Origin of the sequence: uncultured Brachyspira sp., from assembly GCF_934747485.1 — a bacterium.
GTDB lineage: Bacteria > Spirochaetota > Brachyspiria > Brachyspirales > Brachyspiraceae > Brachyspira.
Genome location: NZ_CAKVGN010000009.1, coordinates 1 through 13,427, shown reverse-complemented (window position 1 = coordinate 13,427; position 13,427 = coordinate 1). Strand labels below are relative to the sequence as shown.

At 26.9% G+C, this 13,427-nt stretch carries 11 protein-coding genes and 1 tRNA gene; 5 read left to right on the top strand and 7 right to left on the bottom strand.

What is annotated here, in order from left to right:
• Window positions 1–56: 56 nt before the first annotated feature.
• The 3 genes from Q0H31_RS02870 to Q0H31_RS02860 all read right to left on the bottom strand — a co-directional run bounded on the left by Q0H31_RS02870 (window position 57) and on the right by Q0H31_RS02860 (window position 3,144).
• Entirely contained in the window at window positions 57–1,661 is a 1,605-nt protein-coding gene (locus Q0H31_RS02870) for a peptide ABC transporter substrate-binding protein (protein ID WP_295295681.1), read from the bottom strand.
• Window positions 1,662–2,262: 601 nt separating this feature from the next.
• Window positions 2,263–2,694: a restriction endonuclease gene (locus tag Q0H31_RS02865; protein ID WP_295295680.1), complete on the bottom strand. Its 432-nt coding sequence runs from the start codon at window positions 2,692–2,694 to the stop codon at window positions 2,263–2,265.
• Window positions 2,695–2,817: 123 nt separating this feature from the next.
• Entirely contained in the window at window positions 2,818–3,144 is a 327-nt protein-coding gene (locus Q0H31_RS02860; protein WP_295295679.1) for a winged helix-turn-helix domain-containing protein, read from the bottom strand.
• Between the two features lie 176 nt (window positions 3,145–3,320).
• Between Q0H31_RS02860 and Q0H31_RS02855 the strand changes: the two genes are divergently transcribed.
• The 3 genes from Q0H31_RS02855 (at window position 3,321) to thiL (ending at window position 5,320) form a co-directional block, all read left to right on the top strand.
• Window positions 3,321–4,142, top strand: a complete 822-nt coding sequence (locus tag Q0H31_RS02855) for a histidinol-phosphatase HisJ family protein (RefSeq protein ID WP_295295678.1) — start codon at window positions 3,321–3,323, stop codon at window positions 4,140–4,142.
• Between the two features lie 79 nt (window positions 4,143–4,221).
• Window positions 4,222–4,294, top strand: a tRNA-Thr gene (locus Q0H31_RS02850).
• 75 nt (window positions 4,295–4,369) lie between these two features.
• The gene (gene thiL, locus Q0H31_RS02845; protein ID WP_295295677.1) at window positions 4,370–5,320 is read left to right on the top strand and encodes a thiamine-phosphate kinase; all 951 of its coding nucleotides are present in this window, start codon (window positions 4,370–4,372) and stop codon (window positions 5,318–5,320) included.
• Here the strand turns inward: thiL and Q0H31_RS02840 are convergent.
• Entirely contained in the window at window positions 5,317–6,423 is a 1,107-nt protein-coding gene (locus Q0H31_RS02840; protein ID WP_295295676.1) for a glycosyltransferase family 2 protein, read from the bottom strand. The two genes, thiL and Q0H31_RS02840, sit on opposite strands and share 4 nt — an antisense overlap.
• A gap of 131 nt (window positions 6,424–6,554) precedes the next feature.
• Here Q0H31_RS02840 and Q0H31_RS02835 point away from each other — a divergent pair, with 131 nt between their 5' ends.
• A complete protein-coding gene (locus Q0H31_RS02835; protein ID WP_295295675.1) occupies window positions 6,555–7,451 on the top strand; it encodes an NAD-dependent epimerase/dehydratase family protein in 897 nt (298 codons plus the stop codon).
• Between the two features lie 9 nt (window positions 7,452–7,460).
• Here Q0H31_RS02835 and pepT read toward each other — a convergent pair whose 3' ends face one another.
• A complete protein-coding gene (pepT, locus tag Q0H31_RS02830) occupies window positions 7,461–8,687 on the bottom strand; it encodes a peptidase T (RefSeq protein ID WP_295295674.1) in 1,227 nt (408 codons plus the stop codon).
• A 239-nt stretch (window positions 8,688–8,926) separates the two neighbouring features.
• On the opposite strand from pepT, the gene Q0H31_RS02825 reads away from it, so the two are divergent.
• Window positions 8,927–10,171 (top strand): hypothetical protein, encoded by a 1,245-nt coding sequence (locus Q0H31_RS02825; RefSeq protein WP_295295716.1) that lies wholly within the window; start codon window positions 8,927–8,929, stop codon window positions 10,169–10,171.
• Window positions 10,172–10,177: 6 nt separating this feature from the next.
• On the opposite strand, the gene Q0H31_RS02820 is transcribed toward Q0H31_RS02825, so the two are convergent.
• Together Q0H31_RS02820 and Q0H31_RS02815 are read right to left on the bottom strand one after the other, a co-directional pair.
• On the bottom strand, window positions 10,178–11,791 hold the full coding sequence (locus Q0H31_RS02820) for a hypothetical protein (protein ID WP_295295673.1): 1,614 nt from the start codon (window positions 11,789–11,791) through the stop codon (window positions 10,178–10,180).
• A 4-nt stretch (window positions 11,792–11,795) separates the two neighbouring features.
• Window positions 11,796–12,836: a thiamine biosynthesis protein gene (locus Q0H31_RS02815; protein ID WP_295295672.1), complete on the bottom strand. Its 1,041-nt coding sequence runs from the start codon at window positions 12,834–12,836 to the stop codon at window positions 11,796–11,798.
• Between the last annotated feature and the right edge of the window lie 591 nt (window positions 12,837–13,427).

Sequence of the window (13,427 nt, the reverse complement as noted above, 5' to 3'; positions counted from 1 at the left end):
AGATATAAGATTCTTTTATACCAATAAAAATTTTTTTATAAATTAAAATCCTATTATTATTCACTTATATAAGCATTTCTAAAATCATATATTGAAAAAATATCATATTTCACACCATGAAGTTTTTTACTCTGCATAACAGTAGCTTTATCATAATATATAGGAATAATAGCCATATCCTCTTGTATAAGTATACGTTCTGCATCATAAGCTGCTTTTATTCTTATATCTTCATTGGCATTAGTCATAGCAATATCAACTAAATAATCATAAACTTCATCAGTATATCCGCCGTCATTTCCTAAACCGTCAAGCTGAAAAAGTCTTAAATAACCTGTAGCCTGATTGTAAGCAACACTTGTAGCTGCCTTAATCATTTGAAAACTTCCGTCTTTTATAGACTGCAAATAACTTGTGGGCTCCTCATATCTAAGTTTTAAATCTATACCTAAATTGTTTTTATACATACTTTGAATAGCTTCTGCCACAAATAATGAAGAAGGATTAGTTGTTGTAATTAACTCTATTATAGGGAATTTTTTTATGTCTCTGTATCCTGCCTCTGCAAGCAGTTTTTTAGCTTCTTCAATATTTTTTTGATAATCGCTCTCCTTAAGAGAAAAATATTCAGGAGCATTATCTCTAAAATTATTAGTACCATTCTTTACATTGATAGGAACGAAACCATTAGCTGCTACCCTTCCTCCTCCTAAAACATTACTTACTATATAATTTCTATTTATGCCAAGTGATAATGCCTTCCTTACTAAAGGATTAGTAAAAGGCTTTCTCTTTAAGTTAACCATATAATAAGCTATTGATGTTATGTCAACTTCTCTTCCTATGCCCTGCTCTATTAAAGAAGCTCTTTCATTTTCTGGTGCCTCTGGATAAAATAATATACTCTCTGCATAAATTGCCGCAACTGCAGTATTAACATCTTCTAAAAACTCAAAAGTAATTTTTTCAGCCTTAACATTATCTTTATCCCAATAATAAGGATTTTTCTCCATGACTATTTTCACAGCTTCATCATATTCTGTAATTACATAAGGACCGTTTCCTATATAATGTTCTTTACTTAATGCCCAATCTTCCCCGTAAGCTTCTATAATATCTTCCCTCACAGGAGAAGCAATATCACTGGCCATAGCCTCCTCAAAATAAGGAAGCGGTATATCAAGCTCTATTTTTAAAGTATAATCATCTAAAGCATAAACTCCTAATTCTTCTAATGGCTTCTCTCCCAACATTATAGAATGTGCATTTTTTATTATATCAAAACCCAAAGAAAAAGGGGAAGCCACTTTAGGATCTATCAATCTTCTTAAAGTGTATACAAAATCATTTGCAGTTAATGTCTTTCCGTCAGACCATTTAGCATTTTCTCTCAAATGAAATATATAAACTGTATTATTGCTCATAGCTTCCCAGCTTTTAGCAAGTGCAGGAATTATAGTACCGTTTTCATCTCTTTGAGTAAGAGTTTCAAAAGTATGTGTTATGTAAACTGCTGTATTTATGCCTTTTGCAAATGCTGGGTCTAAACTGCTTGGCATTCCTCCTACTGATACCACTATTCCTTCATTAGATGACTTACTATTAGAACATGATAATAAAAATATATTTGCAAGCAAAATTATTATAACTTTCTTTATCATATTATTCTCTTTATACTATATATACTATTAATATTACTTTATTTAATTTTTAAAATATAATAACCAAATATATAGTTATGTCAACTATGTTATGTTAATTAAATTTTTCGCACGGTAAGCAGATTTAAAAATATAAATGTGTAATTTTTATTAATTGACATACTAAATAATAAAAATAAATCGTGCGTACTATAAAATTTTAAACTTAATAAAAACTTGGACTAAGCTGTGCTTACTGCTATGATGTATTTATATAAAAACAATTAATTTCAAATTATAGATTTTTTATTAAATTAAAAAATTTTGTATATTTTTTATTGTTCTTTTTCCCGCAGCAAAAAGAACCAAAAAATGCATATATTTTATGCTTTATATATCTGGAATATGTATTAAGTGTAAGGTAATACCTCCATTTTAGTTAGAAAAATGCAGTCCTTTTGCTTCTTTGGGTCATACCCAACAGGTACTTCTTTCAGTCGCCAAAAGAAGTTGGGGTTCTACCCTACGGGCACGCTTCGCAGGGTGGCTAGTCCCCGAAAATAATAAAAAGATAAAAAAGTAATTTTTGATAAAATACAAACCTTTAGTATATAAATAATTTTTAAATAATAATATCATATATATTTCTTGTTTCTAATACTTTTACTCCAACCTCGTATTCACGCATGTATTTAGCAAGCTTATATCCGTTTATAAGAATTATTTTTATGTCTTTTAACTCTTCTACAACCTTCTTTGCTTGCGGAGTATAATCTGAAGTGGTAATAAAAATTCCTCTGCTTATGCCATTAACATTTTTAAGACCATGTGCAAATTTTGTTATTTCTGTGTCATTAACTTTATTATTTTCTTTGTAGCATTTACATTGTACCCCCACTATATCAAAACCGAATTTATCCATAGTAAGCGTGCCGTCAATTCCCCTACCGCCGCTTCCGCCTGTTCTATATTTTTTACCATAGCCCATTTTCTCAAGCAAATCTAAACATATATTTTCAAACCTTGTCCCCTTATCAACATTGCTCTCACCCATTAGCTGCAATCTGTCTAATATATCTTTTTCTACACCCTCATAATATTCTTCAATGCTCTTTTCAACCTCGCTTCTGTTTTCATCTTCTTCTATATCATCATCATTATTATGGCTTTCGCTGTTTTATAAATATGGAGTTTTTTCTTTTAGAGTTTTGAAATCAAAGTCTGGATTTTCTTCGTAGAATTTTTTTCCGAAGTCAGTTATTTGATATATTCCTCTGCCGACACTTTCAATTAATTCTGATTTCTTTAAATAAGTTAATGACCAGTCTACTCTATCTCTAAATTTAGAATAATTACTTTTTTTTACTAATTCTAAATCTTCTTCAGATGGATTAGTATATTCTTTAATCTTTTCGTATATTTTACTTCTATGTACTGTTTCATTAGTTTCATACAAAAATCTCAATACATATTTATCATAATCTCTGTATTTCAAAAGTGCCATAATATATACTCCGAAAGCATTATTAAAAAATCATACTTCAATAATTGCTTTTTTACAAGAAAATATTTTTTTAACAAAAATTTCAAAAACATATTCTTTATTTTTTCATATTAACAAATTTATTTTTTCTACATAAATGATATAATTAATTATTAAATAAAAAAGGACTTATTAATATGCTTGCAGATTATCATATACATACAGACTTTAGTGATGATTCTAATTATCCATTAGAAGAAGTTATAAAAGATGCTATTAAACTAAATATAAATGATATTTGCATCACAGACCATGTGGACTATGGCATAAAAAAAGATTGGGACGAAATAGAAATAAAAAATAAAGATACAATTACAAATGTTAATTACCCAAAATACATAGAAGATATTAAAAAAATGAAAGATAAATACTCAAAACAAATTGATATAAAAATAGGTCTTGAATGCGGAATACAAACTTCTACTATTAACAAATATGAAGAACTATTAAAAAAATATGATTTTGATTTTATAATATTCTCTGTTCATCAGGTAGATAACAAAGAATTTTGGACACAGGATTTTCAAAAAAATAAAACGCAAAAAGAATATAATGAAGCATATTATAAAGAAATACTTGAAGTTGTAAAGAAATTCAAAAATTATTCTGTATTAGGACATTTAGATTTAATCATTCGCTATGACAAAAAAGGAATATATCCATTTGAAAAAGTAAAACCTATTATAGAAGAGATATTAAAAATAGTGATAGAAGACGGCAAAGGAATAGAATTAAATACTTCTTACAATAGATACGGCTTAAAAGACACCACTCCTTCTGTTGATATATTAAAACTATATCATAAATTGGGAGGAAATATTATAACTATAGGAAGTGACAGCCATCAGCCTTCTCATTTAGGTTTTAATATTAATGAAGCAAAAGAAATATTAAAAGATATAGGCTTTAAACAATTTTGCACTTACAATAAAATGATACCTATTTTTCATAATTTATAAAAACTTACTCGATTAAATTTATTAACTTTTTTAAGAAAATTGACAAAGCATATAATATTGTTATAATTATAAAAATAATGCCAACCTAGCTCAGTTGGTAGAGCAACGCATTCGTAATGCGTGGGTCGTGGGTTCGATTCCCATGGTTGGCTTTTAATTTGTGAAATATTTTTAATAATTAATTTATAAATAATAAAAATATAATAGTAAAACATAATATAAAAAATATGAAAGAATTTGAACTTATAGAAAAAATAAAACAACTATCAAATAATTTTAATAAAACTTCAAATATAAATATCGGCGATGATTGTGCTGTATTAAGAAATATTAGCAATCAAAAAGATATCCTTGTAACAACAGATATATTAGTTGAAAATATACATTTTAGCCTTAAATATTATTCTTTTTATGATGTTGGTTATAAATCGGCACAAGTTAATATTAGCGACATTATATGTAAAGGTGCTTTTCCTAAGAGTGTATTTGTGTCATTATCTATACCCAAAAACATTACAGAAGAAAATATATTAAAGTGGTACGAAGGATTTTTAGATGCATGCAAGCCATACAACATAGAAATCGCTGGAGGAGACACCACTAGTTCAAATAATGATTTTTTTATATCTATAACATTGATTGGAGAAATAGAAAAAAACAAAGCAATACTTAGAAGCACTGCAAAAAACAATGACAATATTTATGTTTTAGGAATTGTTGGTGAAAGTGACTTAGGATTAAAAAAACTATTATCCGGCAGCTACAGCTATGACGATGAAAGTGTAAAAACTCATTTAAGACCAAAACTTTTTTTTAATGAGTGGCAGGATATAATAAAAAAATACAAAATAAACTCATCTATAGATATTAGTGACGGACTCTTACAAGATTTATCTCATATAGCAGAGAAGTCTAATTTATATGCTAAAGTATTTGAAGATTCTAATTGGCATAAAGTTAATAGATTTTTTAATGGCAGCAAAGAAGTATTAAACTCAATACTCACAGGCGGAGAAGATTATGCTGTGTTATTTACAACGCAAGATAATATAGAAGAAAAAGATAATCTTATAAAAATAGGAAAAATAACTTCACTAAATCAAAAAAATATAGTTTCATTTATAGATAAAAATAATAAAACAGTAAATTTTAAATATAAAGGCTATACTCATATTTAAAACTTACTATCAGCAATTTTATCTAAAGCATATTTTTTATATTTCTCTCTAAGTGTTATAGAAGGTATCCACCAAGCAACAGAAAACACTTTTTTCTTTATAGATTCTATCTTTTCTTTGTAAACATCATAATCATCATAAGTTTTCATTATATAAACATTATAAGAATAGAATGCATGCTTTTTTCTATCTATTTCAACATCAAGTTTTTTCATTAAGTTATGGCAAAGTTTATAAAACTCATTTTTATTGTCTGCTTTATAATTATTAAAAGTATGAAGCAAAGAAAAGAAATTATAATAATTAGAATCTATTAAAAGTTCTTTTTTATTTTCTTGATAAGAATTAAAAACATTTTCAAAAACTTCTAATATTGCTAAAGGAATATTTTTAGTATGAGAAACATTACCTGCTAAAGAAGTGCTTCTCTGTAAATAATAATATTTAGCATTATTATTATAATACATTTTTGGATTATAAACTAAAAACCTATAAAACATATCAACATCTTCAGCAAGTCTATACTTAGAATATAATAATTTATATTCAGTTAAAAAATTTTTTTTATATAATTTATTCCAAGCAACAACCAAAGGATATTCAGGCGTATTTTCTTTTTCTGGAGTATTAACATTAAAATTACTAATGCCTTCAATATAAGAGTTTTTAAATTTCTTCTTCCAAATATTTAATCTATTATGATAATAAGGCTTTATATTATTAGTAGCTTCATTAACAGTGTATATATTATTTGTAAAAACTATATCAGCATTATATTTAATAGCTGTATTATATAACTCTTCAATAAAATTCTCAGACACAAAATCATCAGAATCTATAAAAGAAACATACTCGGCACTACTTTCTAATAAACCGCTATTTCTTGCAAAACCTAAACCCTGATTTTCTTTATGACTAATAATTTTTACTCTGCTGTCTTTAGTTATATATTCTTTAATAATACTTTCAGAATTATCTGTGGAGCAATCATTCACACAAATTATCTCTATATCTTTTAATGTTTGATTGATAACACTATCTAAACATTTTTTTAAATATTTCTCAACATTATAAATTGGTATAATAACAGAAACTTTTGGCATAAAAAACAATCCTATTAATTTTGATAACTAAATTATACATTAATTATAAAAATAATATATATAAAATTTGATTTATATATATAAAAAGTATATCATAATGAATATTTAATTTTTTATTAAAAGAGTACATTATGATATTAATAACAGGAGGAGCTGGGTTTATAGGCTCACATATAGCAGATATATTAATACAAAATAATTATAAAGTTATTATTGCTGACAATTTATCTACAGGCAAAAAGGAAAATATAAATAACAAAGCAGTTTTCTACAATATAGATATAAAAAATTATGATGCTTTAGAAACTGTATTTAAAAATAACAAAATAGAACATATAATACATTTAGCAGCACAAGTATCCGTACCCAATTCTATAAGAAATCCTATTAATGATGCTAATGAAAATATAATAGCAACTCTTAATATAATAGAATTATCTAAAAAATATAATATAAAAAAAATTATCGTAAGCTCAAGTGCAGCTGTATATGGTATTCCTAAAGAACTGCCAATAGATGAAACGCATAGCACTATTCCTATTTCATATTATGGCTTATCTAAACTCACTATGGAAAAATATTTAATATTATCAGATATAAATTATATAATTTGCAGATTTTCTAATGTTTATGGACCAAGACAAACACCGCATGGCGAAGCTGGTGTAGTTTCAATATTTATGGATAATGCAATTAATAATAAAGATTTAAATATATTTGGAGATGGAAATCAGACTAGAGATTTTATATATGTTGAAGATATAGCTAAAATATTTTTATTTTTTATAGAAAAAAATATTTCAAATGAAATTTTCAATATTTCTACTAATAACTCTATAAGCATAAATAAACTTGCTAATATTATAATTAATATATCAAAATCAAATATCAAAATAAACTACTTAGACAAAAGAGATGGTGATATAGATAATAGTATTTTAAATAATACAAAATTACTTAATTTAATAAATATAAATTTCACAACCATAGATGAAGGATTAAGAAAATTATTAAAAACATTATTATAATATTTTTAATTATTTAGAATATATATCTATTATTTTCAGTAAAACTTCTGTCATTTTTTCTAAAGATTGAACAGAAATATATTCAAATCTGCTATGTGCATTTTCTCCTCCGGTAGACAAATTAGGACAAGGTAAATTTCTAAATGATAATCTTGCTCCATCTGTACCACCCCTAATAGGAACTATTCTCTCTTTTATGCCGCATTCATTAAAAGCTTTCTTAGCATTTTCTATTAAATGCATATGAGGAAGTATTTTTTCTTTCATGTTGTAGTAACTGTCTTTAAGTTCAATTTCAAATGTCTTTTCACCATATTTTTTATTTAGAAACTCACATACATTTTTTATAAACTCTTTTTTATTTTCAAATTTAGATTTGTCATGGTCTCTTATTATATATTCAAGTTTTGCTTTCTCTTCATTTCCGCTTATAGAAGATAAATGATAAAACCCTTCATAATTTTCTGTATGCTCAGGTCTTTCATTTTGAGGAAGCATATTATTAAACTCCACACCAAGCAATATTGCATTTTTCATTTTATTTTTAGCATAACCCGGATGAACATTAACTCCATTAACAATTACATTACAAGAAGCAGCATTAAAGTTTTCGTATTCTATCTCTCCCAATTCACCGCCATCAATAGTATAAGCAAAATCTGCATTAAAATCTTCAACATTAAAATAATCTATACCAGAGCCTATTTCTTCATCAGGAGTAAATGCTATCTTTATCTCGCCATGCTCTATAGTTTTATCTTTCATAATAGTTTCTATCATAGTCATAATTTCAGCAATACCTGCCTTATCATCAGCACCCAAAAGAGTTGTTCCATCTGTTACTATCAAATCAGAACCTATATATTTATTTAAATTACTGAAATCCTTAGCACTAAATATTATGTTTTTTTCTTTATTTAAAACTATATCTTTTCCATCATAATTTTTGACTATATTAGCCTTTATATCTTTACCGCTAACATCTTCAACTGTATCTAAATGAGCAATAAAACCTATTTTTGGTTTATTTTCTTTTCCTTTAGTTGCGGGAATTGCAGCATACACAAAAGATTTATCATCAATATAAGAATTATCAACTCCCAAATCTCTTAACTCTTTTAATAAATATTCAGCAAATACTCTTTGAGAAGCAGAACTTGGAGTTTCATTCTCATTAGCAGCAGATGATGTAGTATCAAAAGTTGTATATTTTATAAATCTTTCATAAGCTTTCATAGTATATAATCCTTAAATTTAATATTTATATATTATCAAAAAAGAGAAAATATTCAATATATTATTTCATTGATATTTTAATTTGTTTATGTTATACTTTTTGAAAATAAATGAATATATTGATAATTTAATAAATATGTATGCAACACAACACAACACAACACAACACAACACAACACAACACAACACAACACAACACAACACAACACAACACAACACTAATTAAAATACTATTTATAATTATTATTTATTCATCAATAAGACTAAATGCTCAAACAACAAATACTAACTCCGCTAAATACGGGGTTTTAAGTGCATCATTAGAATTAACAGCATATGGAAGAATGAGCGACTTAATAGAGCAAACAGGAAACGAAGATACATTAGGTGTTCTTCTTTATGGAGATTTGCATTATATAAAAGAATATAAATATGCATCCATTGAAGCAAATATCAATGCGAGATTTTATGAACCATTATCACATAAGGCAAGATTTTATAAAGATATGTCGCCTCCTGTTTTTGACTTTTCTAAGATGAATCTATTTGTGAATTTTAAATATATCGGCATAAGAGCCGGAGTATTAGAACCATACACAAAAAATATACCTATGACATCATATTTCCCTACCCTATTTTATTTTCATACAGTAAGCAGCAATAAAGCAACAGTGTTATCAGGACCAAGAGATATGCCTATAGGTTATGAAACGCAGCTTATACCAAGATACGATACAGGACTTATGATAGAGTCATCATTTTACGGGGTGTTTATTGGAGTTGGTATGGTTAATGGAGAGATGGGGCTTGATGCTAATTCTTCTAAAGGGTTAATGGCTAAAATATCTTACAGCAATGATTATATTAATACTGGAGTAGCTGGAATAGTTACAGAATTAGGGTCTATACCAATAAAAGAATGGGGAGATAGTGTTAATGCTTTCTTTTATTTTAAAAATGGAAGAGATGGGAGATTTACAGTTGGTATAGAAGGATTTTGGTTTAGGCATGGAATAAGAAGAGATAATGAATACTTTCCGGGAGAAAATAATATAAATAAACATCACTATAATGAAGGATATTATACTGACTTTTCTGTGCAAACATTTAATGGAAATGAGCCTTATTATGCTATGAGCGGTTTTCTTTTCTTTGAAGCAAGAAGATTATGGATTATAGATATTACTGCACATGTTGGCGTTCATGATAATAATATTTATTCAAACAGCGAAGATATTTTTCAGCCTAAGTATAGAGCATTTTTAAAACTCACTTTTAATGTTACAGAAGATTTTAAAATTATGATTTCAGATACATTTACTTATGACCCTGTATATAAAAATAACTATCAATACTATGAACTTGAAGACAGATATCAAGTGGGCGTAATATCTTACGAGTCAAAAAATGGCGGACACTATACTGTAGACAATGATTTTTATATAGGGCTTAGTTTTAAGTTTGGAGGAGTTTGGGGCAAATAAAAATAATTAAGAAACAAAATTATCAATTTCTTTTAAAATATTTTCTCTTAAAATATTTCTTTTTGTTTTAATTTCTTTTAGAATATCTAATGCAAGAGAAGCATCTTTGAGAGATTTTCTTATCTGCCAAAAACCGCTGTCCCAAAGAGATATTTTAAATTTATCAACATTAACTTTTTCTATGTTAGTATAAAAATATTTATAAAGCTCTTTTGAAATATCAATTAAGTCTTTAGCTTCTTTTGTGAGAGAAATATTTTTTAAATAATTATATACAAATCTGCTTTCTCCATCATAACTAAAAAAACTATTATTGCAAAAAACTTCTTTATAATCAAAAGGATAAAAATGATTAATTATCTTATAAAATTTATTATTATAAAAAACATTATCCATAGCAGATGTTTGATTTGAAGTAGAAAATAAACTCCACACTATACAATCATTTTTAAAATCATCAGAAAAACTTTTTTTTGGAATGATAAATTGGTCGCTGCCATTAAGCCAATTAACTTTTACACTTCTTCTAACAGCATGTATAATCATAGCTTTTTCAAAATTTTCTTTTGTAATAGAAAGAGAACCAGCCGAAGCTTGAGGAGCAGAAAATATTGCTGTGAGATTTTGTTTTTGTAAATCACTCCCACAGCTCATAAGAGAGCCTATAAAACCATCGCATATTTTGTTTCTTATATCCTTTCCATTTTCTTTTACAACTATAGCCGATGATAAAGGCACAAATGATGATGTTGTTCTTATTCTTTTTATCCATTTATTTAATAGCTCTTCTCTTGAGACTACACTATAATTTTTTTTAATAGTCAAATCTCCATTATCATCAAGTATATCTAATACTATATTTTCTTTTTTTATATTAAACAATTTTGAAACTTTCCATATTATAAAACTCACAGGAAAAGGAGTTGTTTTTGAAGTGTTGTCAAAATTAGAAGAAGAAAATATAAAACCATTCATAAACTTATAATTACAAACATTGTTTCTAAACTTTTCGTTGTTGTTTGATTTTATATAATTAGTCTTAGAAAATATTGCTAAATAAAGTTCTCTCTCTGAAAACTCTCTGTATATTCTAAACATAAACTGGGCATAAAGCTCCCTTGAAGATTCTCCCAATTTTTCGGCATGCATAATATCTCTTATCTTGCTAATGCTAACATTTTTTTTGCTTTTTGAATTTGTGCCTGCAACTTGACTTGTAGCATATGGAGGATTTATAAATATTAACCATTTTAAGTTTTTATTATTTAAGTCTTTTATTAATTTTTTGGGAAGCTTTTGATAATTAAAAATATTGTCAGAAACAACTATATCATCATTCAAATAATCATATTGAAATAAACAAGCTCCTCTAAACTTTTCCTTGCAATAATCAATATCTTTTTCATCTATTGTAGACATATACAAATATTTATATAATTCTTTATCTAAATAATATTCTAAATTCCCTGTTCCAGACGCCATATCCCATATTCTATAATTACCGCTTTTTAATTCATCTATAGATATTACACTATTTATATACTCTAAAGACTTTTTGGCAAATATGAAAGGCGTATAAAACTCACCTAAATATCTTTTTTTTGAATTATATTCACTCATATATTTATAATATCTGTGTAAATTGTGTCTCTTTAGATTTTTTATTATCTATCTCAATTATCTCTTTTTCATCATTATCATAAGAAACCGTTATAGACAAAGTTTTACTATCTTCTTTAGAGAAATACCCCATTATGTTTGCAGATTTTAATACCGCTTCTTTTATATTCTCAACTTCACCATAAAGCTCTAAATAACCAAAAGGTCCTTTATTATAATTTGGTCTAAATGTAATAGCGTTTTTTCTCTCTCTTTTTTCTAATGCATCATTTTCATTTTCATTTCTGCCGAGTATGAGTTTAGCATTATTATCAATTCTTATATGCCTTCCTATAGCCAAATACTGCATAAGCTCCATATTAATAATATCTCTTCCATTATGAGAAACCAACTCCTCGTATCTTCTTCCGTAACTTTTATCAACTATAGAACAGCAGCCCCCAGAAGGAATAGGATAATCATCTATACCAAACTCTTTAGCAAGCTCCATCTGAACCTGCCTGCTTCGGCCGTATATATCATAAAGATTTTCTCTGTTTATAAGTCTCTCGCTTTCTGCTATTGTGATTGGAAGGAGTTTTGCAGATAATGGCCTTAAAAGTTTTCCTTCAAGTCCGCTTTCTCTTATGGAATTAATTAGGTCTTGAGATTTTTGACTCATAGGTCTTTGTCCTTTAACTTCTCCAGTAGCAATAAAATCAAAACCCTCTTCTTCCATTATCTTTTTTGCAGTTTTAAGCATAAGTATATGGCAATCCAAACAAGGGTTAATAGAACTTCCATAACCATATTTTGGATTTAAAAACATATCAATATATTTATCTTTCAAAGAAACAAATCTTATTGGAATATTAAGAAAATCAGCAGCCTTTTTAGCAGGGTCATCATAATGTATATTCATAAGCTCATTTTTAATCACAGGATATTCAAGCCCAGTAACAAATCTTATAGCAAGAACATCAATATTTTCTCTTTTTAATATAGCCCCAACAAGCATACTGTCAAGCCCGCCAGAAAGAAGCAAAATAGCCTTAGCTTTTTTCATTTACATTTACCTTTATTTAATAATTTTTTTGAGTATATATTTATTTTCTAATTTATTCAATAATAATAATTTATTAAAAATATTTAGGAGCAATATATATTATTTTCATTAAAAAAATACCTATTCTTATAATTTAATTAATAAACCTCTAACAAATATATTTGATTATATAAATTTTTATTTATTCAACTTTTTACCATCTTCACGGTGCGAACTTCGTCAAAGTTGCAAAAAATACAAATGTTTTGGCTTTATATATAAACCAATATATATATAATCTAAAACAATATTTATATCTTTGAATAAAAATGCAGTTCTTCGCAAAGCGTATCCGAAGGAATAAAGCTTCTTTTATGCCAATACCGAAGGCACTTTCTAAGCTCGTCCTGAAGAACTCACTTTGGTCGTAAAAGAAGTGTGGGGCTACTCTATGGGTACGCTTCGTAGTGGCTAACACATAGAAATAAAAAACTTAAAAATATTTCTTACAAAATTTATTTATTTCAGTATATATTTATTTGCACAGGAGCCAGACATATTGCAGTTAGGAATTCCTTAATTTCTTAAAGTATAGCATAGGTGTATCATAAT